The following is a 25,057-nucleotide window of genomic DNA, read 5'->3' as shown; positions in this document are numbered from 1 at the left end:
TCATTATTAGTTTTTTTAGAATCATCCTTGATAAATTATTATGCTTTAAGCTAACTGAAAATGAGTCTTTTTTCTTGGTTCTAAGAGTGAAGCGGTCTTGGGTCTTTTGATGTATTGGTCTCGGAAAGGCGCTAAGACGCAAAGTAATCTCATTATTAGTTTTTTTAGAATCATCCTTGATAAATTATTATGCTTTAAGCTAACTGAAAATGAGTCTTTTTTCTTGGTTCTAAGAGTGAAGCGGTCTTGGGTCTTTTGATGTATTGGTCTCGGAAAGGCGCTAAGACGCAAAGTAATCTCATTATTAGTTTTTTTAGAATCATCCTTGATAAATTATTATGCTTTAAGCTAACTGAAAATGAGTCTTTTTTCTTGGTTCTAAGAGTGAAGCGGTCTTGGGTCTTTTGATGTATTGGTCTCGCAAAGACGCTAAGACGCAAAGTAATCTCATTATTAGTTTTTTTAGAATCATCCTTGATAAATTATTATGCTTTAAGCTAACTGAAAATGAGTCTTTTTTCTTGGTTCTAAGAGTGAAGTGGTCTTGGGTCTTTTGATGTATTGGTCTCGCAAAGGCGCTAAGACGCAAAGTAATCTCATTATTAGTTTTTTAGAATCGTCCTTGATAAATTACCATGCTTCAAGTTAACTAAAAACAAGTCTTTTTTCTTGGTTCTAAGAGTGAAGCGGTCTTGGGTCTTTTGATGTATTGGTCTCGCAAAGGCGCTAAGACGCAAAGTAATCTCATTATTAGTTTTTTAGAATGATCTTTAATAAATTACCATGTTTCAAGCTAACTTAACTGGAAACAAATCTTTTTTCTTGGTTCTTTGTCACCATGTTATCTCAATGCTAGTTAAAAATTTTGACTAAGGTTTTTTTAATGACTTTTCTATATTTAATAAAAAAGAACCTCCTCAATAGCTTCTAATACAAAACTTCGTAATTTTACATTATGCAAGCAATAAATATAAAAAATAAGTTTTTGAAATTTAACAAAAACTGGCATCCGCATCAAATTGCTGTGGTCGACAATATGCAAGTTATTTTAGCAAAACTAAAAGGCGAATTTGTATGGCATAGTCATGATGATGAAGATGAGTTATTTCAAGTTGTAAAAGGGACTTTATATATGCAATTTCGCGACAGGACAGAAACAGTTAACGAAGGAGAAATTATAGTCGTACCAAAAGGTGTTGAACATAACCCGTATACAAAAAACGAAGAAGAAGTACATGTGTTACTTTTCGAAAAGCTATCAACTGCGCATACAGGGAATGTGAATCATGAGAAAACACAAACTCATTATCCGAAAATTTAACTTTTGCCATGCATAAGTTGCTTCAACATGTCATAGCTTTATTTTTAAATCACAATTAACTAAACAACTTACTTTTTATAGGTAATTATTATGAAGATACTTCACTTAGATACTAATCATGAATTATTAATTAATCAACTTAATGATTTAGGTTTTGCAAATCACGAAGATTATACATCGTCAAAAGTAGATATTGAAGCAAAGATTAAAGATTACGATGGTGTCGTTTTACGAAGTCGTTTCACGATCGATAAACAATTTTTAGATGCAGCAATAAACCTTAAATTTATAGGTAGAGTTGGTGCAGGATTAGAAAATATAGATGGCGATTATGCCGAAAAAAAAGGAATCACCTTAATCGCTGCACCAGAAGGTAATAGAAATGCAGTTGGAGAACATGCATTGGGAATGCTATTATCGTTATTTAATAAGCTTAATAAGGCCGATCTAGAAGTTAGACAAGGCAAATGGTTACGTGAAGATAACCGAGGTATAGAGCTCGATGGAAGAACGGTAGGGATTATTGGTTACGGTAATATGGGAAAAGCTTTCTCTAAAAAGTTACGAGGTTTTGATGTTGAGGTGCTTTGTTATGACATTAAAGAGCGCGTAGGAGATGATAATGCAAAACAAGTATCATTATCAGAATTTCAAGAAAAAGTAGATGTAGTAAGCTTACACACCCCTCAAACACCTTTAACTTTAAACATGGTTGATGAGGTCTTTATCAGTCGATTTAAAAAACCATTTTGGTTTATAAATACTGCACGAGGTAAAAGTGTGGTAACAAAAGATTTAGTTTCAGCTTTAAAATCGGGGAACGTATTAGGAGCAGGGTTAGATGTTTTAGAATATGAAAAAGCATCATTCGAAAATTTGTTTAAAAAGAATGCCGCGTTAAACTCAGTGGCAATGCCAGAGGCTTTTCAATATTTAATTAGTTCACAAAATGTTATTTTATCTCCACATGTTGCTGGTTGGACTGTAGAAAGTAAAGAGAGATTAGCACAAACTATAGTAGATAAAATTAAAGTGAAATTTTGCTAAATTTAGCATATGAAAAAAACTATTTTAGTTTTTACACTTTTAACCGTTGCACTTTATGTTATTTTTAAGATTAGCAAATATGCTTTGCTTCTTGGGGATACTTCAATAGAGTTTATTATAATGGCTATCGCTATTCTGTTTTTTATTATAGGTATTTATATCAATAAAAAGAGCCTTCATAAGCCAAAGATTATTTCTAAAGTAATCGATCACCAAAAAATTAAAAAACTAGAAATTACTTCTCGCGAATATGAGGTGCTTCAAGCTATTTCAGAAGGATTATCCAATAAAGAAATTGCCGAAAAATTATTTTTATCAGAAAGCACAATCAAAACGCACGTTTCTAATCTATTAGTAAAACTTAATGCAAAAAGAAGAACACAGGCTGTTCAAATTGCAAAAGACCATAAGATTTTATAGTTTTAGAACTAAAGTATTAAGCATTTGGTACTTTAGTATGAAGTCGATTTTAACAATCACTTGTAGTTTTATGAATAATTATTTTAAAAATAAGCAATATGACATTAGGTGCATTTTCGGTAAGTTTAAGTGTTAAAGATATTAACGCTTCAAAAGTGTTTTATGAAAACTTAGGTTTTAAGGTTTTCGCTGGCGATTTAGAAAGAAATTATCTCATCATGAAAAATGGTAATACTTTAATAGGGCTTTTTCAAGGGATGTTTGAAGATAATATTTTAACCTTCAACCCTGGTTGGGATGAAAATGCCAATAAGCTGGATTCTTTTACAGATGTTCGTGCTATTCAAAAGCATTTAAAAAGTAAAAATATCAAATTTGAACAAGAAGCAGATGAAAGTACTATAGGTCCAGCAAGTTTTGTTATAAAGGATCCTGATGGTAATGCTATTCTTATCGATCAACACGTTTAATTTAACACAGAAGTTATGCAAAATACAATTAAAAAATTTGGTGGTTACGCAGCTCTGGTTGGCGGACTTTTATTTATAGGTGGACACTTTTTCGATTGGGGTATTGGTTTTTCGATCTTAGAAATTTTCGGTTACGCATCTATTTTAGCTTCACTATCATTTGTGTTTTTTGGGATAAAACATTTTAGAGACCAAATAAATAACGGTGTTATTTCATTTAAAAAAGCATTACTTATTGGTTTAACAATTTCTGCAATTTCAGGAATTGTAATTGGTCTGCTTGATGTTGTTTATGTAACCATGATAAATCCCGACTTTGTTGTTGAATATAAAGAATATGCTTTAGAGGGTATGAAAAATACATTGTCGGCAAATGAATTTGAGTTAGAAAAAGCAACATTAGAAAAACAAATGAAACTGTTTGAAAATCCAGTATTTACTTGGGCAATTATGTTTACAACAGTATTCGCAATAGGAATAATAGTATCTTTATTGTCATCTTTAATTTTACAACGTAAAAACTAAACACCATGCAATCTAAAGCGACATCAGCACAACAGTATTTGGATGAATTACCAGAAGATAGAAAAGAACCAATTAATAAATTAAGGCAACAAATTTTAGATAACCTGCCAAAAGGCGTAGTAGAACAAATGAGTTATGGTATGCTAGGTTATGTTATACCGCATGCTGTCTATCCAAATGGGTATCACTGTGATCCTAAATTACCATTACCGTTTATGAATTTGGCTTCACAAAAGAATTTTATAGCCGTTTATAGTATGGTGCTTTATTCAAAAAAAGAATTGATGGATTGGTTCACCTCAGAATATACTAAGCAATGTAAGTACAAGTTAGATATGGGAAAAAGTTGTATTCGTTTTAAAAAGATGAATGATATTCCTTTTGAGTTAATAGGGGAGTTAACGGCTAAAGTGACTACGGAAGAATGGGTAAATATTTACGAATCAGCAATTAAAAAATAAAGTTTAATCAAATAAATCCCTCTTCTTTAGAGAGGGTTAGGGAAAGGAATGAAGAAACGCGTCACAGGAATTGGAGGGTTGTTTTTTAAAACAAAAGACCCTAAAGCATCGAAAGATTGGTATAAAAAACATTTAGGGTTTAATACAGACGATCATGGTTGTACTTTTTGGTGGAAAGATAAAGAAGGCAATGATTGTTCTACACAATGGAGTCCGTTTTCGGCAGATACAAAATATTATGAGCCGTCTAATAAAGATTTCATGTTTAATTACCGTGTTGAAAATTTACATGAATTATTGCAAGTGTTAAAAGAAGAAGGCGTTACCATTGTTGGGGAGGTTGAGGAATACGAATACGGGAAATTTGGTTGGATTTTAGATAATGATGGCAATAAAATTGAACTTTGGGAACCAATAGATAAAGCCTTTTTGTAATTTAGCTCCAAGCATAAATAATTTGACTTATTTAGAAATACTTCAATCATATAATTTAACTGCATTACAATGGGTTGCCATTTGTTTTGCGGTTTTTTTATTGGGATTATCCAAATCGGGAATTAAAGGAATAGGTATTATAATAGTGGTTATACTTGCCTTTGTTTTTGGAGAGAAAGCCTCAACAGGAGTTTTACTCCCCATGTTAATTGTAGCCGATATTTTTGCGGTGATATATTATAATAGACATGCCCAATGGAGGTATATAAAAAAGTTAATGCCATGGATGATTGTTGGTGTTTTAGTAGGCGTTTGGTTAGGGAACAGTATTTCTGAAGTCCTATTCAAAAGAATTATGGCGGCTATTATAATTGTTTCTGTATTCATTATGTTTTATACAGAAAACAGAAAGTCTAATGAAATACCAAATAACAAATTGTTTTCTAGTAGTGTTGGGTTTTTAGCTGGATTTACAACCATGGTTGGTAATTTGGCAGGCCCTATCTCTAATATTTATTTTTTGGCTATGCGTTTACCAAAAAATGAGTTTATAGGAACAGCTGCATGGCTGTTTTTTATTATTAATGTATTTAAGTTACCCTTTCACCTTTTTGTTTGGAAAACAGTTAGCAAAGAAACACTTGTTTTAAACACTATTTTAATACCGTCTATAATTATTGGCTTTTTCACAGGAGTTGCTATTGTGAAATTAATTTCTAATATAAACTATAGGCGCTTTATATTAATTGTCACGGCACTTGGAGGTGTTGTTATGTTATTTAGGTAATTTTCTATAGTTCATTTTCTGTAACATTATTATAAGTTGATAGACATATAGATAGAATGTATTAAAAGTGAATAGTTATGTCTGAAGAACCTAAAAAGAATGAAGCAAATGATAAAGTTTATGAAGCTGAAGTTATAAAAGGCGATTCTTATGAGAGTAATGAGTATGATAAAGCTGAAAAATTAAAAGCAGAAGCCAAAGAAATTTTTTATAAAACTAAAGAAAAAGCCAATGAGCTTTTAGAAGATGCGAACGAAAAATTAGAAGGGTTTACAGAAATAGCTAAAGAAAAAGGAGCTAAACTTTCTGTTGAAGCCAAAGAAAAATATGCAGAAGCAAATGATAAATTAGAAGAATTTGCTGAAGAAACTAAAGAGACTTTAACTGAAGTATCAAAAAAAACTAAAGGGTTTTTAAAAAAGATTTTTGATAAAAATTGAATTATTAACTACTTGTTAGTGTGATAGTTTTATAAATGAGTTTAATTTTTTATTACCTTTATATTCTAACCTAAAATTTAAAAATATTATTATGTCTGATGAAAAGAATTTAAGTGACGATCTTAACGATATGTTAGGAGATGCTAAAGAAGGTGCAAAAAAAGCAGCCGATAAGGCAGGGGAATTTGCAGATGAAGCCACAGAAAAGGCAAAAGAAACATTCGAAGATGTTAAAGAATCTGCTTCCGATTTTGCTGATGGTGCTAAAGAAACTTTTAATAACGTAACTGGTGAAAATAAAAAAGTATTAGCAGGGGTTTTAGCTATTATATTAGGGCCTTTTGGAATACATAAATTTATTTTAGGATATAATAAGGAAGGCATTATTTTACTAGTAGTTACTTTCGTTCTTGGGTTTATCACTTGTGGTCTAGGAGCTGGATTAACAGGACTTATAGGACTAATAGAGGGCATTATTTATCTTACTAAATCTGATGAAGAGTTTTATAATACATACCAAGTAGGTCAAAAACCTTGGTTTTAATAAGAAAGAATCCCTGAGTTTTGTTCTAAGCATCTATTGAGATTAACCCGTTTGTTGGCAAACAAGAATCTTAAAGACAGAATTTTGATTTAAAATGTTTGTCGATAACTTTGAAGGATATATATGCTAATACCTCTTTAATAATAAATAAAAAAATCCAGAAATTTTATTTCTGGATTTTTGTTTTTTATACTAAATAATGCCTATTCTTGACCAATTAGGTCTATTTCTTCAGCATCAGACTTTGGATTCGGTCCCCATTTGTTAGAACCAGCTTCACTGTCTGTACAAGCTAAAATTAAACTGTATATAGGTATTAATAAATACCAACCGCTTTTACCAGCATCATGCATTCTTCTTACTCCAACAGCAAGCGAAGGAATTAAAATTGCAAAAACATATATAGCGTATAAAGCAAAAAAAGAAGGCATTTCTAATCCTATTGCGAGAAAGATAAGCCCATAAATAATAATAATATTGAATAAGAGAAACACCCAATATTCTTTTCGTCTGGCTCTTCCAGAAAAGGTTGCGTAGTGTTTTAATGCTTTTAAGTACCAATTCATAATAATAGTTGATTTTTGGGTTAATAATTTTTTAAAGATAACTTTTTTTATTTAAATTTATTATCGTAATATTGCAATATATAAATATTAAAAAAGAATGGGAATTACTAAAACTCAAATATTTACAGACAAGCAAAACGACTTGGCTCAGTTTTTTAAGGTCTTAGGTCACCCTGCTAGAGTAGCGATATTACAATACATTAGTAGCCAAAATGCTTGTATCTGTAATGATTTGGTTGAGGAAATAGGCTTGGCACAAGCCACAATTTCTCAACATTTAAAAGAGCTTAAAAGCATTGGCTTGTTACATGGCGAAATAGAAGGTAAAAGTATGTGCTACTGTATTGATGTTGGACGATGGAGTGTCATTCAAAATCAATTAAATTCATTTTTTAACACAACAAAATCGAATTGTTGCTAATTGAAAAATGATTTCTTGAGGCTTTCCTTAAAGTTTCCGTTAAAATTATTATTCCCGTTAAAACGAGAATCTAAATCTAAATAAAAATGAAAACGAAAGAATTATTTAAAGTATTAGAACAGAACCAAGATAAATCGTTATTGTTTGAATATGCACCAAATTTATTGGTTGGAGCTAATTATCATATTACAGAGGTAAAACATGTAGCAATTGATTCTGTTGATTGTGGATCCCAAGTGGACACATGGAAAGAAACGATTATTCAACTTTGGGAAAGCCCTAGTGAATTAGGAAAAACAGAATACATGTCTGTTTATAAGGGCTTAGCTATTTTAAACAAAGTTGGAAAAATGAAACCTTATGTTTTAGATGCTGAGGTTAAATTTGAATATAGTAATGCAACATTTCACACAGCACAACTGTTTGTTAACGATTTTGAAATAAGAGAAAACAATTTAATAATTAAATTAGCCATCGAAAAAACGGATTGTAAAGCAAAAGAACTTTGTGGTGTACCAGAAACATTAGAAACGGTGTCTACAAGTACAGAACCTTGTTGTTCTCCTAATGGAAATTGCTGTTAGGGCATTAATGAAAAATGATTGGAGTTCCGTTTCAAAAATTTATAAAGAAGGTATTGCTACTGGAATAGCTACTTTTGAAACGGAAGTTCCTAATTGGAAACAATGGCATGCTAAATGTTTACCAGTTTATAGATTTGTAGCCTTAGTAAAAGGAGAAGTTGTAGGGTTTGCTGTTTTAATGCCAGTTTCAAAACGATACGTTTATAAAGGAGTTGCAGAGGTAAGCGTATATGTTGCAAACGGGTTTAAAGGAAAACATATTGGAGAAAGATTGTTGAAACAATTGGTTGATGAAAGTGAGTTTAATGAGTTTTGGACCTTACAGGCAAATATTTTTTCAGAAAATATAGCAAGCATTAATTTGCATTTAAAATGTGGATTTAGAGTTGTTGGTATTCGTGAAAAAATTGGTCAATTATATGGGAAATGGTACGATAATCATTTTCTAGAAAAAAGAAGTAGTAAGATAGATTAATGTTAGGCATAGATTAGCCCAGAGGCTTAAGACTATTTTGTTGTTTGGCTTAAGTTAGTTTGTCTTTAACTAATAAAAACAGGTTAAAATAGAGACCTATTTTAAATAAAATTTTAATTAATAATTGTGATTTCTCTCCTTTGGAGAGATGTCTGAAAGACAGAGAGGAATGAAAAACATTTTAGTATTGTGTACAGGTAATTCGTGTAGAAGCCAAATGGCACATGGGTATTTAAATCATTTTTTAAAAGATAAAACCGCTAACGTATATAGTGCAGGGATAGAAACCCATGGTTTAAATCCAGGAGCTTTGGCTATTATGAAAGAAGATGGATTGAATATAGACCATCATACCTCTAACCATGTAGATGAATATGCCGATGTAGATTATGATTATATTATTACAGTTTGTGATCATGCTAATGAAAATTGCCCATACATACCTAGTAAAAATGCATTGCGTTTACACCATAATTTTTTCGATCCATCAAAAGTAGTGGGTACAGATGAAGAAAAACATGCTGCATTTTTAAAAGCACGAGAAGAAATAAAAACGTATTTTAAGGCGTTTGTGGAGACGTATAACTTGGTTTAAGCGTCTCCGTTATTCTCTAACTTGCTTTCTAACTCTGCTTGAAATTCTTCCATAACAGGACGAACAGTGCTATCGGGTAAATCGGCAATTTTAATATACATAAGTCCATCAACAGCATTGTTGAATAAGGGGTCTACATTAAAGGCGACCAAACGTGCGTTTTGTTTTATGTACTTTTTAAGTAGTACAGGTAAACGTAAAGCGCCTGGTTCTACCTCGTCTATGATCTTGTCGAATTTATTTAAATCAGCTTCAGTAGCATCGAAAACAAAGTCTTTGTCGGCATCCTTAAGTATTACTTTAAATTCCTTTTTAGGATGTACATATTGTGCAATATAAGGGTCGTAATAATGCGATTTCATAAACTCAATCATTAATGATTTTGAGAAATTAGAAAACTGATTACTAATACTAACTCCACCAATTAAAAATTTATGCTCAGGAAAACGTAGGGTAGTATGCACAATTCCTTTCCAGAGTAGAAATAAAGGCATAGGTTTTTGTTGATATTCTTTAATGATGAAGGCCCTTCCCATTTCAATAGACTGGCTCATCATTTTATGTAATTCGGGCTCAAACCTAAAGAGATCTTGCAAATAAAATCCATCAATACCGTAGCGTTCAAAAATTTTAGACCCTAAGCCCATTCGGTAAGCACCAGCTATTGATTTCTTTTCATTATCCCAAAGAAACATATGGTGGTAATAGGTATCAAAAGTATCTAAATCAATGGCCTCATTTGTTCCTTCTCCAACCTCTCTAAAAGTAATTTCACGCAAACGCCCGATCTCACGTAAAATATTAGGAATGCTTTTGGGTTCTGCTAAAAACACTTCATAATTTTTACTTTGTAATAGTCTGGAATTATTTTTAATAAGCGCTTCAACCTCTTTTGTCATCAACATATTGTCAACAGGTGTTACAATGCGTTTAGGTGCTTTAGGAGTCTTTAATGTTGATGAGATATTATCTAAAATCTTTGATTTATCCTCAAAGGCATTCGATAACATATAGGTCTTTCGTCTTAAAAAACCAGAGAAATCTTCGAGAGATGTGTGTTCTTTTTGATCGGCAACCGAGATAGGTTTCCCTATTCTAACCTTAATAGTTCTACGCTTTTGTGTTAAAACTTCTGATGGTAATTTGGCCGTTCTAAACGTATCACTAATTTTAGAAAGTTTGTAAAATAATTTGCTGTTTTTGGCATGAAAATAAATAGGAACAACAGGAACCTCGGCTCTTTTAATCAACTTCATTGCTGCTTCTTCCCAAGGTTTATCAACTACTAATTTGCCATCGCGATAGGTTGATACTTCGCCTGCGGGAAAAATACCTAATGGGTGTCCATCTTTTAAATGTAAAATAGAATTTTTAAACCCAGTAATACTGGACTTTACATCTTTCCTATCCTCAAAAGGATTAACAGGCATGATATAAGGTTTTAAAGGCTTTATTCTATGCAATAAAAAATTGGCTATTATTTTAAAATCTTTTCGCTGTTCTAGCATAAGCTTTAAAAGCAATATACCATCAATACCACCAAGAGGATGGTTAGAAATAGTAATATAAGCACCATTTTTAGGTAAGCGTTTTAAGTCTTCTTCAGGGATCTCGAATTTAATTTGGAAGTCATCTAAAATGCTATTTAAAAAAGGTAATTCGCTAAGGTGTTTGTTACGATTGTATACTTTATTTAAAGTAGATATTTTAAGGACTTTCATTAAAACCCAACCTATAAAAGTACCTACAATTCCATATTTGTTTAATTGTATAGCTTTAGCGACTTCTTTGGCGGTTACCAACCCTGTATTTTGTTGTTTGGTCATGACTGTAAATGTACTAAATAGTTTATTTAGTTACTACTTGAACGGTTTCTTGAGTTAATTGTTTTAATAACACGGTTTTACCATCTTCAATTTGATTAATTGCATTTTCATTATAATGGCGAATGGTGTAAAGAGACACGTTTTTGTCACAAGTTACTTTAAATTTTGCTTTTAAATGGTGTAATAATTTTTCGAGATTATTAAAAAGATTATCTGCACAAACCGAAAAGCTGATAGCAGAATTTTGAATAACATCTACTTTCATTTTATACAGATGTAGCAGGTTAAAAATGTGACTGATGTTTTCTTCAACTATATATGAGAAATCTAAAGATGATAATGAAATTAAAACTTGATTTTTCTTTACAATGAAACAAGGAATCATCGGTTCTAAGGTAACATTTTTACCAATTCTAGTTCCCGATGCTTCAGGGTTTAAGAATGATTTTACGTATAATGGAATTTCTTTTCCTTGGAGTGGTTGTAATGTTTTTGGATGAATTACAGATGCGCCGTAGAAAGCCAATTCTATAGCTTCTCTGTAGGATATTTTATTAAGGAGTTGCGTGTTTTCAAAATAGCGAGGATCTGCATTTAAAACCCCAGGTACATCTTTCCAAATAGTAACACTTTCTGCATTTAAACAGTATCCATAAATAGCCGCAGTATAATCACTTCCTTCTCTACCAAGTGTTGTTGTAAAATTGTTAGAATCGCTCCCTAAAAACCCTTGTGTAATATTTAAAATAGTTTTGTTGAATTTAGAGCTTATTAGGCTTTGTGTTTCTTCCCAATTTACATTGGCACGCCTATAGTAGCTATCTGTTTTAATTTGGGTTCTTACATCAATCCAATTGTTTTTTAAGTTAATAACGTTTAAATAGTCACTTATAATTGTTGTTGAAACCAATTCACCAAAGCCTATTACTTGATCGTAAACAAAGTTATAATCTGGTGATTTATTAGTTGCGAGAAAGTTATTTAGCTCATCAAAAAGAGTTGCTACTTTTTTAAAAGCAGCATGGTTTTCATTTTCAAATAGATCTAATAAAATAACATGGTGGTATTTTTTTACTTCTTGAAGTGAGTTCTGTAATTGAGCTTTGTTTTCGAAATAATTCTTAATTACAGTTTCCAAAGCATTGGTTGTTTTTCCCATAGCAGAAACAATAATTAGTGTGTTTTTATAACCTACTTTTTGTAATACCGAAGCTATGTTTTTTACACCAGCAGCATCTTTTACAGATGCGCCACCAAATTTGAATACTTGCATGCTATAATTTTGATATATAATCTTTAATTCCCTGATTGTTTAAATGTACTACCATCCAATCACGTTTAATTTCAGCGCCTTTCTTTTCATAAAATTTTATGGCAGGTTCATTCCAATTAAGTACCTCCCAATTAACACGTTTTACGCCCAAATGGTGCGCATATTTAATAACTTCGTCTAAAAGCGCTGTTCCTAAACCAGAACCCCTCATTTGTTCACTTACTATTAAATCTTCTAAATGTAAAGCCTTTCCCTTCCATGTTGAATACCTATTAAAAACTAAGGCAATACCTTCAATTTTAGCATTCACTTCAGCAACAAAACATTGAAATGCAGGATTGTTACCAAATCCATCTGCTTGTAAATCATCAACAGTAACTTCAACAGCATTTACCTCTTTTTCAAAATGTGCTAGTTCTTTTATTAAATGAAACACTTGAGGCATGTCGTTTTTAGAAGCTTTTCTTATGGTGTAATTCATGAGATAAATTATAATTGTACCAAATATAGTTCAAAGTTCATTATTTAGTGGCATTAATCTTTAGCGAAAACGTTGTAGTTCATTAAAAAATAATGGATATTTGCAAAAACAAAACAAACGCTTTTATGTCTCATAAAAAACAAACTTTAGGAGAGTTTATTATTGAAAATCAATCATCTTTTAAATACTCTTCGGGTGAGCTCTCCAGCCTTCTTAATTCCATTCGACTAGCAGCCAAAGTAGTAAACCATGAAGTAAATAAGGCGGGTTTAGTAGACATTATTGGGGCAGTTGGAGATACTAATATCCAAGGGGAAGACCAACAAAAATTAGATGTATACGCTAACGAAAAGTTTATACAAACACTAACTAAAAGAAACATTGTTTGTGGTATAGCAAGTGAAGAAGAGGATGATTTTATTGCTATTAACAGTCAAGATGAAAATCATCAAAATAAATATATTGTATTAATTGATCCGTTAGATGGTTCTTCAAATATTGATGTGAACGTGTCTGTAGGAACTATTTTTTCAATTTATAGACGTGTTACTCCAGTAGGGACTCCAGTGTTATTAGAAGATTTTTTACAAAAAGGGGATCAGCAAGTAGCAGCAGGATATGTGGTTTATGGAACATCTACTATGTTGGTTTATACAACAGGCGATGGGGTTAACGGCTTTACATTAAATCCAGCGATTGGCTCATTTTATTTATCACATCCAGATATGGAATTTCCTGAAGATGGGACTATTTACTCTGTTAATGAAGGAAACTATATCCATTTCCCACAAGGAATAAAAAATTATATTAAGTACTGTCAGAAAGAAGAGGGTGATAGGCCATATACTTCAAGATATATAGGGTCTTTGGTATCTGATTTTCATAGGAATATGATTAAAGGGGGGATTTATCTATATCCACAGAGTTCAAAGAATCCGAATGGTAAATTGCGTTTGTTATACGAATGTAACCCTATAGCATTTTTAGCAGAACAAGCAAATGGAAAAGCGAATGATGGCTTTACAAGAATTATGGATATAGAACCTACCGAATTGCATCAACGAGTACCGTTTATTTGTGGAAGTAAAAACATGGTTGAAAAAGCGGAAGCGTTTATGCTTAATGCGCAATAAAAAAAATGCAAACTTTTCAGTTTGCATTTTTACACTTCCCCTAATTATTAGCAGACAATAATTAGGAATAGCAATTTACTTCTTTAATATTTTAAAGGAAGCGTTTCCTAAGGTTGTTTCTAAGTTTAGTATATATATTCCACTTTTCAGGTTTGAAAGCCCTAATGCTGTTTTGTTTTCAGTAGTGCTGAAAACAGTTTGACCTAAGGTGTTATAGATTTCTATTTTATTAATATGAATGTTATTGGGTAACTTAATTATAAGGTTGTTCTCAAACGGATTAGGTAGTAGAGAAACTTTAGATAATAAAGAATTGTTTATTCCTAAAGAACTATCGATAGTAAATAGAGCAGTATCATATATAGACCAATCTCCGTTTGTGTCTTGTACGCGAACGTAAAACAAATGATCGCCATCTATTAAGCCTGTAGAATTAATATTTAAAATTTGCGAAGACAGAGATGCGTCTCCAAATACAATAGAAGTACCGTTTCCGATACCAGGATCAGAATCAATAAAATATTCAGCAGACGATACTTCATCTGGGGATAAATCTAAGTCTTTAATATAAATGATTTGTCTGTCATATAGGCTCCAATTATCGGCATTGTCTTTGGTTCTTAAATAGAAGCTGTGAAAACCTTCTGATAATCCTGTGGTAGGAAACGAAAAAACCTGAGTTAATTGTCCTGTATTATTATCGACGGCTATAGGGGTTCCATTTCCAACACCAGGATCTGTATTAAAGAAATATTCAACTTCAGATATAGTAAACGCATCAAAACTTTTAAGATAAAAACTTTGTCTATCATAGAGGCTCCAATTGTTTTCGCTACTAAATGTTCTAATATAAAGATTATTAAAACCTTCTGATAAACCCGCAGTAGGAATTGTAAATGCTTGATTAAGTGTGCCCGTATTACCATTTACAGATAGCGAAGTACCATTACCAATACCAGGATCTGTATTGAAAAAATATTCAGCCATGATTATATTTGAAGAAGGAAAACGTTTAAGATAAAAATTTTGCCTATCATACAAACTCCAATTATTATCATTATTATACGTTCTAAGATATAAACTATGAAATCCATCTGCTAAACTCATTGTTGGTATTGAAAATGTTTGTGTTAATTGTCCTGTATTACTATTAACTATTAAAGTTGTTCCACTGCCTACCCCTGGATCGGTATTAAAAAAGTATTCAGCATTTGTAATACTTTGAGCTAAACAGCAAAAACTAAATAATAATAAAAAGACACCTGTTAAAAGTGATCTCATATTAATTAGCGTTAGTACTAATAGTTACACTTAAAGTAGCTCCAGGTGCAACCCTATCAGTAATGTTTGTTATTTTAACAGTAGGAATACCATTTGTATATCCAAAATTGTTAAAAGTAAATCCACTACCATCGTAAATCCCGATATCTATACCTCCAACACCTGTTCCTATAGCAGGTGAACCTCCCTGAAGGTGATAATCATCAGTATCTGGATTAAAAACGTCATCAGTAGCACTAACAAAATTAGGGTTCTGGTTGTTTAAATTGTTTGTTCCGTTTAAAGCTGTTACACTTCCCGATCCAATATTATATGTTAGGCAGTTTTCGAATATAACACCATCAGCATCTGGATTTAATGTGCTACTGGAATTATAATACAAAATGTTATTCTGTAGAGTAATACTTCCAGTTGTATTTCCTGCATTGTATACTGGGTAATTGCCATTTGGACTTAAAAAAACGTTGTTTTTAATAGATATAGATTGATGATTTTTTAGTCCAATGTAATATGTTATAATATTATTTGAAATAATAGTGTTTGTATAATTATCTCTGGTAGCAGAAGTACTTCCGTATCCAATTTGATAAATAATATTACCTCTAATAATAATATTATCTGCACCGCCAGCGGAATCAAATGACAAAACACTATCAATAATATTATTCTCGATATTTAAATTAGTGATTATAGTAGAGCTGTTTGTATAGATATCATCTGTTACATGAAATCCAGAAATTGTAACATTAGATGCATTCGCGCCTAAAATAAAATCACTAACCATAGTTTCTTTGTCAGGATCACTATGTCCAAATCCAATTATTTTTAGTTGCTTATCTACCGTAACATTACCATAATTAATTTCTGAAGGTTGTACATAAATAATATCACCATTACTTGCAGCACTGATGGCGCTTTGCAAATCGCTATATTGGGCATTACTCCCTAAAGAGTTGTCTACCGTAATTGTTGTTTGTGCACTACATATAAAAGTGAATAACATGATGGCACCTAAGAGTAATTGTTTTGTTTTCATTTTTTTAATTAATAGTTATTTTAAATGTTGTTTATTGTTTAATATTTTTAAATATGTCTACTATAGTCCTAGCACTTTCAATACCCTTGACTTCGATTATTGCCTTGTAGGTATAGGGTTTTATTTCACCATCAACATACATTTTTATGATTTTTTCTAAATGTTTGGTATTAAGTTCTGTCCACACTCTTTTTCCAGATACAACAATTCCTATATTTTTAATATTAATATCTTTTGGACTAAATTCTAAAATAGTTTCTTTACTTTTTTTAAGGTTGGAAAATACAGTTGTGAGTTTAAGTGTATTTGTTGCAGAATCGGTTAATTCTAGAAATACATCATAAGTGTCTTCTCCAATAATTACTTTGCTTAAATGTTTTTTTATATCTGATATAGACGAATCTATAGAGGAGAATTTATAGGATTGAGCATTCACTTTTTCTTCAAACAGTTTCACTAAATCTTGAAGCACTTTTTTTGCGATAATGGCATCTTCTATAGTATTAAAGTATAGTTTAGTGCTGTTGATATAGTTCTGTATTTCATTGTCTTTATAGTTTCTTATAAATTTGACCGATTTTTTAACTGGTAAAATCACAAACAATCGATCTTTACTAGTACCATAGTCTATATTATTAGCATTAATATCTGCAAAATTGAATTGGTATTCGCAATCTATGGTTTTATCAGGGTGTGTTTCTACTAATTTATATGTGGTGACATTTTTGCTTAAAGTTAAACTTTGAGCTAAAGTTTCTTCACTAGTTGTTATTTCTGAAATATTTTTATTTAAAAAAGATATCATTTCAGAAGCAGATGTTATTGTAGGTTTATGGTTATTAAATGTTTTTTCAGCCAACGGAATAATAGCTTTTAAAACTTTAGCTAGATCTTTTCCATTAATGATGGACTTTGCGTATATTTTTACGGCATCTGTATAGCTTTTTTGTACACCATTTTCTATATATTTAATACTTTTTATGCCTCTTCTTGTTGCTATAGAAATTATGAGTTCGTCTCCAGAAATTTTATATTCCAAAGCATTTGGGTTTAATGTTGCCAAATTAAATTCATACGCTTTAGAAATGCTTTTACTTTTTACATTAGTGGATTGATTGAAAGAAAGATGTCCTTTATACTTTGAATCTATTTCCAATTTCTGTACCACTTGTTTACTAGATAGTTCGACATCGGTTATATTTTCTGATAACCATTTTAAATGATCATCATAAGAGTTTAATGATAGGCGTTTCTCTTCTAAAGCAACAGCTTCTGGAATAAGAGCCTTTATTGATTGTTCAATATCATTTCCGTTATTCGAGTTTTTGGCATAAAATGAGAGCTCATTAGTATAAGTAATTTTGTCACCGCCATCAGAAATAACCTGAATGAGCTTTTGTTTGCCAGCAACTAAAAGTTGCACTTTTATAAGATCTTTATTGGTGATGGATCTCACTGTATTTTGGTCTATATCTGAAAGACTAAAACGATATGTAATCTCTTTCCCTTTTCCTTTTAAATCTTCTTGATGAAATGTGTAAACTAATAGTCCGTCTGATACTAATTTAATATCTTGTCTAAATATGTGTTTTCCTGTTTCTACAGAATTTAATAGCTTTTGAGTTTTACTTATTTTTGTATCAAAACTATTTTGTGCAAATACTTGCAAACTACATAATATGACTAATAAAACATTGGTTTTATGCATTTCTTGTTAGTTTTAAAAAATTTATTTCACTTAATAATTGGTAAGACTGTTAGCAAATCAATTTGTAAACAGTCTTACCTAATTAGTAACTAATTCAAAAAACTATTTTATTAAATAAAATGATAGTTTATTAGAGATTGAAATAATAATGAAACCCTGCTCCAAAGATTATTCCTGAATACCCAAGACCAGTTCCAAAAGAACCGCCACCATAACCAATCTCTACATTAAACCCCAGCTGTTCCAGACCACTAAATGCATATTCGGCGCCACCGCCAAAACCATAAGCTATAGAGGTTTCTTTTACATCAGGAGTAGCGACCCCAAAAAATGAAAACCCATCATATTTTATTGTCCAAAAACCTACTTGCCCAAACCCATAAAGTCTAAGATTTTCGTTTCCTATGTCAAAATTATATAAATACCTGCCTGTTAGGGTAAAAGAACTAAAATCTCCACCGAACCCATAATTTCCACCACCAACAACAATTTCTCCAGAATGAATTTCAGTAAAGTTATATTTAGCACTAATACCGTAAAAAAGACTGTTAAATTGTGCTCCTGCTCCTAAAGACCCTGCTTCAGTCATGCCTTGAGCGCTAATGTTAGAGCTTATTAATGAAGTAAATAGAACGACTAATAAATAGATTTTTTTCATTTTTTACGTTTTTGTTTTAATTGTTATTCTTAAGAAAACTTGGATAGTTATATAAATTATTGAATCGTGATTGTTTTTGTTGATACATCTGTAAATGGACCATTTGCAGATGTATAACTAGTATTAATTTCTATTGTTAACACTGTGCCAGAAGGATAGCTGATCGCCCATTCTAATATATATAGCTTTCTTAATTGTTGATTAATTATCTCATAAAGATTTGAAATGTCTTCGCTTGTTGGAGCGTAGAAAAACCGACCACCAGTTTTATTTGCTAAAAAATCTAAACTATATTGATTAGCGCTTCCAAAACCAACTGTATAAACAGGTATGTTTAAAGATTTAGATTTTAATATTAAATTATCCAATGAAATGGTTGAATTATTATCAAAACCATCAGTAAAGCCTATTACTACGGGTAAAACCCCACTAAGTTTATTGATTTCTTCAAGACCCAGGTTGCAGGCACCATAAAATGCAGTATAGGAGCCAATATAAGCCTGAGTATCTATTGCTGTTTGAAGTAATGATTTGTTTGATGTAAAACCTTGTACTTCTTCTATAGAACTTGCAAATTTAATTATAGACATTAAATCGGTATCATCTTTAAGGTTAATAAAGTTTTTCAGTGCAGCTTCCATATCTTGGATGTTATTAGTGTCCATACTCCCAGAGTAATCCATGGTAGTAGCCATAGCCAAAGGATCGGTATTTGTATTGTTGAATTCGGAAAGTGTGATCTGATTTTGATTAATTATTACTGGATCTTCTCCACTAGCTGTTATTTTAATTTCGTAATTTCCTAATGTAAATTGTTCTAATGGAATTCCATCTTGATCGGTAACAGATAATAAAGCCATTAGATTATTATTTGATTGTGAAATTTCTAATCGAGGGATGGTTGTTTCTAGACTAGTGGTAGTTACATCATTTAGATTTTCGAAAGCTTCTTCTGGTAATGAGTCATTAGAATCATCTGATGAGCAAGCAAATAAAGTCGTTATTAAGACTGTTAAAAGATAGATTTTTTTCATAATTTTTTTTAGTTTAATGGATTAAATAATAGCTATTAGATATAATACATTAGAGAGAATATTTGTTTAGGCGAAGGATTTTTTTTGTGAAAAATAACAGCTTCGGCTTCTCTAAAAGCTAGAGAAACTCCTGATGCAATAAGAACAGACAAGGAAATTGTTTGTTGCTAATTTTGTCACTGTAGATTCATTTACAGCTAACAAATTATTATTAGGTAAAATATAATCATTAGTAGCATTAACTTTTGAATAAGCTAGGGTAAGTATAGCGATAAGGATAAAGTATATTTTTTTCATTTTGTATTTTCATTATGTTCACAACAAAAATAATTTCAATACAATATACTTCCTTACGGGTTGCCATAATGAAGGTTTTTTTATAACGAAAAAAAGATAAAAGGAATAAAAAAAACGGTAAAATACATATTTAATCCAAGTTTAACGAAACAAGTATCATGGATTGTTTTTAACTCAGTTCTAAATTTAAAAACTAAGAATTTGTTTGTGTTAAGGATTGTAAATTTAATAGACATCAAATTTCCAAATACTATTTTGGTTGACCAATCGACCTTCCCAATAGCTCCCTTTACGGTTTAAAAAATTAAAGAAATCGCTCACTTTTTTAGAGCTGTTTTCTACATCATAGGAAGCTTGTTGCTTTAAGTAAGTATCTCGTCCCTTTTCAGTTAAAAAAAGTTTTACTATAGCAGTATTTTTAGTATGCGAGATAATTTCAATTTTATTGCTGAAACCATAACTGTATTTGTTAGAATCTACAAAAGAAAGTTGTGTATAGAGTTTAGCCGTAGTTGTATTTTTAATGGTGATTTCTGATTTGTTATTTAAACCTCTTAAAAACAACTGTGTGCTAGATTTAATATTTTCTAAAGCAATATCATTATCCTTTGTAGTATTAACTTTATTAGAGCTTTTAGCTGGTGCAATGCAATTTGGTGACGTATTGGTATAGATGCCATCTGAAACAGAAAGGGTTTTATAAATTACAGATCTTGTTTCAATTGCACCAGAACCAGCTACTTTATTTCCTAATAGGTACTTATACCAATTTTTTTGTTTTGCATTTTTACTTTCGTGGTTAATGCACAGCATAATAGTTTTTGGCAAAGTAGTATGCAATAGATTAGAGGCTACAAAATCTATATTTAACACACCATAGGCATCAACAGAAGCTTCTTGTTTTAAGGGAATACTTTGTTGCTCTTTTTCATAGATTAAAACGACATTTATCGTTACATTTTCCGCCAGAGCAGCAGTTGTATTTGCTAATTTTAAAACAAACTTACGCTTATCTTCTAGCCATATAAAACTATCTTCTACCAAATGTAGTTTTGCATATACAAGACTAGTAGCCCTTGTTGTAACCGTATTTTTTTGATCTTCTATTTTTTTATTTGGTATTTGTATGCTAGGTGTTTTTTGCTGTTTAGCTATAGGTTCTTTTTTGAATACAGAATCTTTAGGTTGTTTTTCTTTAGGGATTGCTGTTAAGGTTTCTTTTTCTAATGAAGTCGTATCTTTTTTGTCAAACAAAATATCAATAAGTTTAAAAAGTACTAATGCAATCACTAAAACTTTAGAAATAGTAGTTAACCAAAATTTTATTTTTCGCTCTGTTTTTAAATCCATAATCCCATTAAATATTATATAAGATCATCTAACAAATCATCATTCCCATCATAATCATCTAAAAATGCTTCAAAAATACTTCCAGCATCCATTAAATCATAGTTAATAGAAACAAAAAACAGGCCTAAAGTCCCCAATGTACTATGCATAAAATTTGCCTGCTTTAGTTTTCGTTGCAATTCTTCTATTTTAATTTCTAAATGTGCAATCATTCGGGTTTTTATAGCCATATCATCATTCATTTTTTGCTGTAAATCTTCAAAACGTAGTAATAATTTTTGCTCCATAGAGGCTACCAAAGTATCTAAAGGTTGCTTCTCTACAGTATCTTTAAGCTGGTTATATTGGTCTTGTTGCTGTTCTAAAAACTGTATTTTTTCTGGTTTTGTATTAAACACAGCTTGTATTACAACTGTTTTAGGGCTATGCTTTTTATAATATTTTGCTATTTTTTCGCGGTAATCTTTAGCGAATTTTAAAAATTTCTCTTCGGGGTTTTCAAAATAATAGGCACAAAGTACATTCAGAGTTTTTAAAGTAGGTTTATAAATTTTTCGTTCTAATTTATTTTTTGCCAGCTCTTCTCTAAGATCAAAAGCGCGTTTTATGGTACGCGCATCAATTTCTTTTTTAGCAGCCACGCCTTCTTCTGCTATTTTTTTATAATCAATAGTATCCTCGTCAGTCAATATATGATCTGTAATATAGATAAATGCGGGCAGGTATTTTTCTGTGAGTTTTGTAATTGGCATGCATCAAATGTACTTAAAAAATTTATCGTAAGAAAACACGTCACAATCTCCGTGACGGTCATGACAGAGCTTTTGTTTCTCTTCCTTGTTCCTTTGAAGTGTACTTCTAAAGCACACCGGTTTAAGCTTCAACAAGTGCATAAAACGTCCCAAATTTTTTTAACCGCAAATTAATAACATTTAAAATTTTAACATTATGAAAAATTTAGCAAAATTAGTATGCATGGGAATTTTATTAACTTCAACTGTAACGTCTTGTACCAAAACAGATTTAGATACAGATAATGTAGATACAGAAAATTTAAAAAGTATTGAAGGAGGTGATGAAAAAGTTATAGTTCATCCTACAGGTGATTAATTTGTAATTTTTACCCTATACATATTGTAATCTAAAAGTCATATTTAATTGTATGACTTTTTTTATTAGTTTTACCCTGTTATTTTTTAAGTGTTTCATTATGAGTGATATATATAAAATGTTAAACCGCACTACAATTCAAAAGCTTTTTGTTAGTATTATAATAGTATTGTTTGTATTTGGATGCATAAAAAATAATGCTTCTATACCAAAAAGTAGATCCTATCAATTATTAGAATTAAGCAAAAATAAATCTAATAAGTTAAAAGATAGAGCCGCTTATATTGATAGTGCATTCTACATTTCACAACAAATGCCTATAGATTCTTTAGCTTTAGCCATTATTTCCAAAAAAGGGGTTATACATATAGAGAAACAACAACAAGATAGTTTTTTCTATTATAATCGTTTTTTAGCAAGGCAATCCCAAGAAATTAATAATAAGTACTATAAAGCTACAGCTGTTTTTAATTTAGGTTATTATTATGACAAATTTGTTAATATCCCTGATAGCGCCTTTTATTATTACAATCAAGCTAAAAATAACTTTCTTATTATTGGAGATACTATAAGATCGGGAGAGATTTTAGTAAATATAGCAGCATTACAAAACCTTCATAATAATTTTTTTGGAGCTAAAGAAAGCCTAGTGGAGATTTTACAATATTTAAATAAAAGTTCTAATAAAAAATATTTAGCTTCAACATATAATGAGCTAGCAACAAACAATCTTAAATTACTAAATTACACAGACGCTATTAAATATTATAAAAAAGCTATAGCAATTACAGATACTAAAAGTGATATCATCAGTTATCAAAACAATTTAGCTTTTTTATATATAGAACAAGGAAAATATAATATTGCCATTAATTTATTACAAGAATTGCTATTAGATTCTTTGTTACAAAAAGGTTCTACACGTTATGCCAGAATATTACATAATTTAAGTTATGCACAATGGTGTAATGGTAAAAAAGAGGTGCTTCCTACGTTTTTAGAGGCACTTAGTATTCGTAAAAGTAAAAAAGATAAACTAGGTCAGGTCAATAGTTATAACTATTTAGCAGAATATTATGCGGCACAAAACCCTAAAAAAGCGAGTCAGTATCTAGATACCATGATACAATTAGCTAAAAAAATAAAAAACCCTAGGGCAGAAACCGACGCTCTGCAACTTTTAATGAAGTTACATCCAAAAAGGATAGCTTTTAAAGACCGTTATATTTTTTTAAAAGACAGCCTTTACCAACTGGAGCTTAAAGTAAAAACGAAGTTTGCTAAAATGCGTTATGATGATCAGGAAGAAAAAGCACAAATATTACAGCTGCAAAGGGAATCAGCAGAAGAAAAAGCAGCATTAGCAACTCAAAAAGCACAAAAGATATTGTATTTATCTCTTAGTGGTTTCTTATTAATAAGTGGGGTGTCTTTGTATTATGCTTTGCGGCAGCATTATAAAAAAGAGAAATTAAAAGAAATCTATAAAACAGAGAAACAGATTAGTAAACGCCTGCATGACGAACTTTCAAACGATATTTATGGCTTAATGGCTAGCATAGAGCAAAATCCTAATGCAAATAGTCCTTATCTTTTAGATAGTTTAGAAAAAATCTATAAGCATACACGTACAGTTTCTCATGATCACAGGGAAATTGCTACAGGAAAAGCATTTGCAGTAGAGCTTAAAGATACTTTAGGTGCTTTTTACAATACAGAAACTACAGTAGTAGTTAAAGGTTTGGAAACCTTTGAATGGGAAAAAGTACCAGACTACAAATGTGTAGCCATTCATAGAAGCCTTAAAGAGTTTATGGTGAATATGAAAAAACATAGTGAGGCCAGTTTGGTTGCTATAGATTTTAAGAAAGAAGGGAAACTACTACACATTACTTATACAGATAATGGAATAGGCATGGATGCGGCACAAAAATTTGGAGTAGGTCTCAATAATACGGTTTCCCGTATTGTTGGTGTTAATGGGAAAATTAAATTTGATTCTGAAAATGGTCATGGAACAAAAATTATCATTATAATCCCTTATTAATTGACGCAGTTATGTTTAAAAAAATACTCCTTGTAGAAGATATTGATACTATTAGTCATGGCATTGCCGTAAAAATGAAGCAAGAAGTAGGGGTAGTAGATATAATCATAGCTCAATATTGTGATAACGCTTATTTAAAATTTATAAAAGCAGAGAAAGATCAGGAGCCTTTTGATCTTTTAATTACAGATCTTTCTTTTAAAAAAGATTATAGGGAAAGTACCATATCTTCTGGAGAACAATTAATTAAAAAATTACGAGATCAAAATTATAACATTCCTATTATTGTATATTCTATTGAAGAGCGCCCTTCTGTAATTAAAAAACTAATGAATTGGTATGGTGTTTCTGCTTATGTTTTTAAAGGCAGAAACAGTGTCAAAAGTATGATTAATGCGCTAAAGGCTACTAAGAAAAAAGAGCGTTTTATTTCTGCAGAATTGTCGGCAACTTTAAGAAAAAAAGAAATTTTTACATTAGAAGAATTTGACACTATCTTATTACTCCAATTATCTAAAGGGAATACTCAGGAAGAAATATCTGTTATTTTAAAAGAAAAAAGTATTTCTCCCAGTAGTTTAAGTTCTATAGAAAAAAGGTTAAATAGATTAAAGGAAGAGCTTAAGGCCAAGACTACCATACAGTTAGTTGCTAATGCCAAAGACTTAGGTTTAATTTAATACAATTGTTTTTTATACTAAATAGGTTCGTATAAACGTATTCTGGTATGTA

General features: G+C 30.9%; 29 protein-coding genes. 18 read left to right on the top strand and 11 right to left on the bottom strand.

All coding sequences use genetic code 11. The features are described from left to right. Positions 1 to 955: 955 nt before the first annotated feature. The 10 genes from Q4Q40_RS11600 (at position 956) to Q4Q40_RS11555 (ending at position 6,450) form a co-directional block, all read left to right on the top strand. Positions 956 to 1,321 carry a cupin domain-containing protein gene (locus Q4Q40_RS11600; protein WP_303301963.1) on the top strand — a complete coding sequence of 122 codons (366 nt, stop codon included), beginning with the start codon at positions 956 to 958 and terminating at the stop codon, positions 1,319 to 1,321. 90 nt (positions 1,322 to 1,411) lie between these two features. Further along, positions 1,412 to 2,368 (top strand): 2-hydroxyacid dehydrogenase, encoded by a 957-nt coding sequence (locus Q4Q40_RS11595; protein WP_303301962.1) that lies wholly within the window; start codon positions 1,412 to 1,414, stop codon positions 2,366 to 2,368. Positions 2,369 to 2,377: 9 nt separating this feature from the next. After that, positions 2,378 to 2,788 (top strand): response regulator transcription factor, encoded by a 411-nt coding sequence (locus tag Q4Q40_RS11590; RefSeq protein WP_303301961.1) that lies wholly within the window; start codon positions 2,378 to 2,380, stop codon positions 2,786 to 2,788. Positions 2,789 to 2,886: 98 nt separating this feature from the next. After that, positions 2,887 to 3,258: a VOC family protein gene (locus tag Q4Q40_RS11585; RefSeq protein ID WP_303301960.1), complete on the top strand. Its 372-nt coding sequence runs from the start codon at positions 2,887 to 2,889 to the stop codon at positions 3,256 to 3,258. Positions 3,259 to 3,273: 15 nt separating this feature from the next. Continuing rightward, positions 3,274 to 3,783 (top strand): DUF4199 domain-containing protein, encoded by a 510-nt coding sequence (locus tag Q4Q40_RS11580; RefSeq protein WP_303301959.1) that lies wholly within the window; start codon positions 3,274 to 3,276, stop codon positions 3,781 to 3,783. Between the two features lie 5 nt (positions 3,784 to 3,788). Then, positions 3,789 to 4,244 (top strand): DUF1801 domain-containing protein, encoded by a 456-nt coding sequence (locus Q4Q40_RS11575; protein WP_303301958.1) that lies wholly within the window; start codon positions 3,789 to 3,791, stop codon positions 4,242 to 4,244. A gap of 48 nt (positions 4,245 to 4,292) precedes the next feature. Then, complete coding sequence (locus Q4Q40_RS11570; protein ID WP_303301957.1) at positions 4,293 to 4,679, top strand: VOC family protein; 387 nt, start codon at positions 4,293 to 4,295, stop codon at positions 4,677 to 4,679. A 22-nt stretch (positions 4,680 to 4,701) separates the two neighbouring features. Further along, positions 4,702 to 5,466: a sulfite exporter TauE/SafE family protein gene (locus Q4Q40_RS11565; protein WP_303301956.1), complete on the top strand. Its 765-nt coding sequence runs from the start codon at positions 4,702 to 4,704 to the stop codon at positions 5,464 to 5,466. A 77-nt stretch (positions 5,467 to 5,543) separates the two neighbouring features. Next, positions 5,544 to 5,906, top strand: coding sequence for a hypothetical protein (locus Q4Q40_RS11560; protein WP_303301955.1), 363 nt, complete (start codon positions 5,544 to 5,546; stop codon positions 5,904 to 5,906). A 91-nt stretch (positions 5,907 to 5,997) separates the two neighbouring features. Beyond that, a complete protein-coding gene (locus Q4Q40_RS11555; protein ID WP_303301953.1) occupies positions 5,998 to 6,450 on the top strand; it encodes an NINE protein in 453 nt (150 codons plus the stop codon). Between the two features lie 203 nt (positions 6,451 to 6,653). On the opposite strand, the gene Q4Q40_RS11550 is transcribed toward Q4Q40_RS11555, so the two are convergent. Beyond that, positions 6,654 to 7,016: a DUF805 domain-containing protein gene (locus Q4Q40_RS11550; RefSeq protein WP_303301951.1), complete on the bottom strand. Its 363-nt coding sequence runs from the start codon at positions 7,014 to 7,016 to the stop codon at positions 6,654 to 6,656. A 97-nt stretch (positions 7,017 to 7,113) separates the two neighbouring features. On the opposite strand from Q4Q40_RS11550, the gene Q4Q40_RS11545 reads away from it, so the two are divergent. The 4 genes from Q4Q40_RS11545 to Q4Q40_RS11530 all read left to right on the top strand — a co-directional run bounded on the left by Q4Q40_RS11545 (position 7,114) and on the right by Q4Q40_RS11530 (position 9,091). Then, a complete protein-coding gene (locus Q4Q40_RS11545; protein WP_303301950.1) occupies positions 7,114 to 7,437 on the top strand; it encodes an ArsR/SmtB family transcription factor in 324 nt (107 codons plus the stop codon). An 86-nt stretch (positions 7,438 to 7,523) separates the two neighbouring features. Next, complete coding sequence (locus Q4Q40_RS11540) at positions 7,524 to 8,021, top strand: DUF6428 family protein (RefSeq protein ID WP_303301949.1); 498 nt, start codon at positions 7,524 to 7,526, stop codon at positions 8,019 to 8,021. Continuing rightward, entirely contained in the window at positions 8,005 to 8,496 is a 492-nt protein-coding gene (locus tag Q4Q40_RS11535) for a GNAT family N-acetyltransferase (protein WP_303301948.1), read from the top strand. Before Q4Q40_RS11540 ends, Q4Q40_RS11535 begins: the two co-directional genes overlap by 17 nt. A gap of 169 nt (positions 8,497 to 8,665) precedes the next feature. After that, positions 8,666 to 9,091 (top strand): arsenate reductase ArsC, encoded by a 426-nt coding sequence (locus Q4Q40_RS11530; RefSeq protein ID WP_303301947.1) that lies wholly within the window; start codon positions 8,666 to 8,668, stop codon positions 9,089 to 9,091. Here the strand turns inward: Q4Q40_RS11530 and Q4Q40_RS11525 are convergent. The 3 genes from Q4Q40_RS11525 to Q4Q40_RS11515 are packed head-to-tail and all read right to left on the bottom strand — an operon-like array spanning position 9,088 to position 12,671. Continuing rightward, a complete protein-coding gene (locus Q4Q40_RS11525; protein ID WP_303301946.1) occupies positions 9,088 to 10,917 on the bottom strand; it encodes a GNAT family N-acyltransferase in 1,830 nt (609 codons plus the stop codon). The genes Q4Q40_RS11530 and Q4Q40_RS11525 overlap by 4 nt on opposite strands. Positions 10,918 to 10,939: 22 nt before the next feature. Continuing rightward, positions 10,940 to 12,190, bottom strand: a complete 1,251-nt coding sequence (locus tag Q4Q40_RS11520; RefSeq protein ID WP_303301945.1) for an aspartate kinase — start codon at positions 12,188 to 12,190, stop codon at positions 10,940 to 10,942. A 1-nt stretch (position 12,191) separates the two neighbouring features. Next, the gene (locus Q4Q40_RS11515; protein WP_303301944.1) at positions 12,192 to 12,671 is read right to left on the bottom strand and encodes a GNAT family N-acetyltransferase; all 480 of its coding nucleotides are present in this window, start codon (positions 12,669 to 12,671) and stop codon (positions 12,192 to 12,194) included. A 125-nt stretch (positions 12,672 to 12,796) separates the two neighbouring features. Here Q4Q40_RS11515 and fbp point away from each other — a divergent pair, with 125 nt between their 5' ends. After that, positions 12,797 to 13,804: a class 1 fructose-bisphosphatase gene (fbp, locus tag Q4Q40_RS11510; RefSeq protein WP_303301943.1), complete on the top strand. Its 1,008-nt coding sequence runs from the start codon at positions 12,797 to 12,799 to the stop codon at positions 13,802 to 13,804. A 75-nt stretch (positions 13,805 to 13,879) separates the two neighbouring features. On the opposite strand, the gene Q4Q40_RS11505 is transcribed toward fbp, so the two are convergent. From Q4Q40_RS11505 to Q4Q40_RS11475, 7 genes are all read right to left on the bottom strand, one after another. Next, entirely contained in the window at positions 13,880 to 15,085 is a 1,206-nt protein-coding gene (locus Q4Q40_RS11505; RefSeq protein WP_303301942.1) for a T9SS type A sorting domain-containing protein, read from the bottom strand. A gap of 1 nt (position 15,086) precedes the next feature. Next, a complete protein-coding gene (locus Q4Q40_RS11500; protein WP_303301941.1) occupies positions 15,087 to 16,121 on the bottom strand; it encodes a right-handed parallel beta-helix repeat-containing protein in 1,035 nt (344 codons plus the stop codon). Positions 16,122 to 16,152: 31 nt separating this feature from the next. Continuing rightward, positions 16,153 to 17,829: a hypothetical protein gene (locus tag Q4Q40_RS11495; protein WP_303301940.1), complete on the bottom strand. Its 1,677-nt coding sequence runs from the start codon at positions 17,827 to 17,829 to the stop codon at positions 16,153 to 16,155. 130 nt (positions 17,830 to 17,959) lie between these two features. Beyond that, positions 17,960 to 18,487: an outer membrane protein gene (locus Q4Q40_RS11490; protein ID WP_303301939.1), complete on the bottom strand. Its 528-nt coding sequence runs from the start codon at positions 18,485 to 18,487 to the stop codon at positions 17,960 to 17,962. 56 nt (positions 18,488 to 18,543) lie between these two features. Next, positions 18,544 to 19,521 (bottom strand): vWA domain-containing protein, encoded by a 978-nt coding sequence (locus tag Q4Q40_RS11485; RefSeq protein WP_303301938.1) that lies wholly within the window; start codon positions 19,519 to 19,521, stop codon positions 18,544 to 18,546. Between the two features lie 522 nt (positions 19,522 to 20,043). Next, positions 20,044 to 21,168, bottom strand: a complete 1,125-nt coding sequence (locus tag Q4Q40_RS11480; protein WP_303301937.1) for a hypothetical protein — start codon at positions 21,166 to 21,168, stop codon at positions 20,044 to 20,046. A 14-nt stretch (positions 21,169 to 21,182) separates the two neighbouring features. After that, a complete protein-coding gene (locus Q4Q40_RS11475; RefSeq protein WP_303301936.1) occupies positions 21,183 to 21,920 on the bottom strand; it encodes a hypothetical protein in 738 nt (245 codons plus the stop codon). 196 nt (positions 21,921 to 22,116) lie between these two features. Here Q4Q40_RS11475 and Q4Q40_RS11470 point away from each other — a divergent pair, with 196 nt between their 5' ends. The 3 genes from Q4Q40_RS11470 to Q4Q40_RS11460 all read left to right on the top strand — a co-directional run bounded on the left by Q4Q40_RS11470 (position 22,117) and on the right by Q4Q40_RS11460 (position 25,005). Then, on the top strand, positions 22,117 to 22,278 hold the full coding sequence (locus Q4Q40_RS11470; RefSeq protein ID WP_303301935.1) for a hypothetical protein: 162 nt from the start codon (positions 22,117 to 22,119) through the stop codon (positions 22,276 to 22,278). A gap of 100 nt (positions 22,279 to 22,378) precedes the next feature. Then, a complete protein-coding gene (locus Q4Q40_RS11465) occupies positions 22,379 to 24,325 on the top strand; it encodes a tetratricopeptide repeat-containing sensor histidine kinase (protein ID WP_303301934.1) in 1,947 nt (648 codons plus the stop codon). A gap of 11 nt (positions 24,326 to 24,336) precedes the next feature. Beyond that, on the top strand, positions 24,337 to 25,005 hold the full coding sequence (locus Q4Q40_RS11460) for a response regulator transcription factor (protein ID WP_303301933.1): 669 nt from the start codon (positions 24,337 to 24,339) through the stop codon (positions 25,003 to 25,005). Positions 25,006 to 25,057: the final 52 nt, after the last annotated feature.

Source organism: Flavivirga jejuensis (assembly GCF_030540765.1).
Classification (GTDB): domain Bacteria; phylum Bacteroidota; class Bacteroidia; order Flavobacteriales; family Flavobacteriaceae; genus Flavivirga; species Flavivirga jejuensis.
The sequence above is the reverse complement of the archived record's forward strand: the minus strand, read 5'-3'. Positions and strand labels throughout refer to the sequence as shown.

Bases quoted from the DNA above. Each gene is read 5' to 3' on its own strand.
- Q4Q40_RS11530 (WP_303301947.1), top strand. From the start codon at position 8,666: ATGAAAAACATTTTAGTATTGTGTACAGGTAATTCGTGTAGAAGCCAA.
- Q4Q40_RS11575 (WP_303301958.1), top strand. From the start codon at position 3,789: ATGCAATCTAAAGCGACATCAGCACAACAGTATTTGGATGAATTACCA.
- Q4Q40_RS11465 (WP_303301934.1), top strand. From the start codon at position 22,379: ATGAGTGATATATATAAAATGTTAAACCGCACTACAATTCAAAAGCTT.
- Q4Q40_RS11470 (WP_303301935.1), top strand. From the start codon at position 22,117: ATGAAAAATTTAGCAAAATTAGTATGCATGGGAATTTTATTAACTTCA.
- Q4Q40_RS11525 (WP_303301946.1), bottom strand. From the start codon at position 10,917: ATGACCAAACAACAAAATACAGGGTTGGTAACCGCCAAAGAAGTCGCT.
- Q4Q40_RS11560 (WP_303301955.1), top strand. From the start codon at position 5,544: ATGTCTGAAGAACCTAAAAAGAATGAAGCAAATGATAAAGTTTATGAA.
- Q4Q40_RS11480 (WP_303301937.1), bottom strand. From the start codon at position 21,168: ATGGATTTAAAAACAGAGCGAAAAATAAAATTTTGGTTAACTACTATT.
- Q4Q40_RS11590 (WP_303301961.1), top strand. From the start codon at position 2,378: ATGAAAAAAACTATTTTAGTTTTTACACTTTTAACCGTTGCACTTTAT.
- Q4Q40_RS11585 (WP_303301960.1), top strand. From the start codon at position 2,887: ATGACATTAGGTGCATTTTCGGTAAGTTTAAGTGTTAAAGATATTAAC.
- Q4Q40_RS11500 (WP_303301941.1), bottom strand. From the start codon at position 16,121: ATGAAAACAAAACAATTACTCTTAGGTGCCATCATGTTATTCACTTTT.
- Q4Q40_RS11540 (WP_303301949.1), top strand. From the start codon at position 7,524: ATGAAAACGAAAGAATTATTTAAAGTATTAGAACAGAACCAAGATAAA.
- Q4Q40_RS11495 (WP_303301940.1), bottom strand. From the start codon at position 17,829: ATGCATAAAACCAATGTTTTATTAGTCATATTATGTAGTTTGCAAGTA.
- Q4Q40_RS11600 (WP_303301963.1), top strand. From the start codon at position 956: ATGCAAGCAATAAATATAAAAAATAAGTTTTTGAAATTTAACAAAAAC.
- Q4Q40_RS11555 (WP_303301953.1), top strand. From the start codon at position 5,998: ATGTCTGATGAAAAGAATTTAAGTGACGATCTTAACGATATGTTAGGA.
- Q4Q40_RS11490 (WP_303301939.1), bottom strand. From the start codon at position 18,487: ATGAAAAAAATCTATTTATTAGTCGTTCTATTTACTTCATTAATAAGC.
- Q4Q40_RS11520 (WP_303301945.1), bottom strand. From the start codon at position 12,190: ATGCAAGTATTCAAATTTGGTGGCGCATCTGTAAAAGATGCTGCTGGT.
- fbp (WP_303301943.1), top strand. From the start codon at position 12,797: ATGTCTCATAAAAAACAAACTTTAGGAGAGTTTATTATTGAAAATCAA.
- Q4Q40_RS11580 (WP_303301959.1), top strand. From the start codon at position 3,274: ATGCAAAATACAATTAAAAAATTTGGTGGTTACGCAGCTCTGGTTGGC.
- Q4Q40_RS11515 (WP_303301944.1), bottom strand. From the start codon at position 12,671: ATGAATTACACCATAAGAAAAGCTTCTAAAAACGACATGCCTCAAGTG.
- Q4Q40_RS11485 (WP_303301938.1), bottom strand. From the start codon at position 19,521: ATGAAAAAAATCTATCTTTTAACAGTCTTAATAACGACTTTATTTGCT.
- Q4Q40_RS11535 (WP_303301948.1), top strand. From the start codon at position 8,005: ATGGAAATTGCTGTTAGGGCATTAATGAAAAATGATTGGAGTTCCGTT.
- Q4Q40_RS11545 (WP_303301950.1), top strand. From the start codon at position 7,114: ATGGGAATTACTAAAACTCAAATATTTACAGACAAGCAAAACGACTTG.
- Q4Q40_RS11550 (WP_303301951.1), bottom strand. From the start codon at position 7,016: ATGAATTGGTACTTAAAAGCATTAAAACACTACGCAACCTTTTCTGGA.
- Q4Q40_RS11460 (WP_303301933.1), top strand. From the start codon at position 24,337: ATGTTTAAAAAAATACTCCTTGTAGAAGATATTGATACTATTAGTCAT.
- Q4Q40_RS11595 (WP_303301962.1), top strand. From the start codon at position 1,412: ATGAAGATACTTCACTTAGATACTAATCATGAATTATTAATTAATCAA.
- Q4Q40_RS11570 (WP_303301957.1), top strand. From the start codon at position 4,293: ATGAAGAAACGCGTCACAGGAATTGGAGGGTTGTTTTTTAAAACAAAA.
- Q4Q40_RS11475 (WP_303301936.1), bottom strand. From the start codon at position 21,920: ATGCCAATTACAAAACTCACAGAAAAATACCTGCCCGCATTTATCTAT.
- Q4Q40_RS11505 (WP_303301942.1), bottom strand. From the start codon at position 15,085: ATGAGATCACTTTTAACAGGTGTCTTTTTATTATTATTTAGTTTTTGC.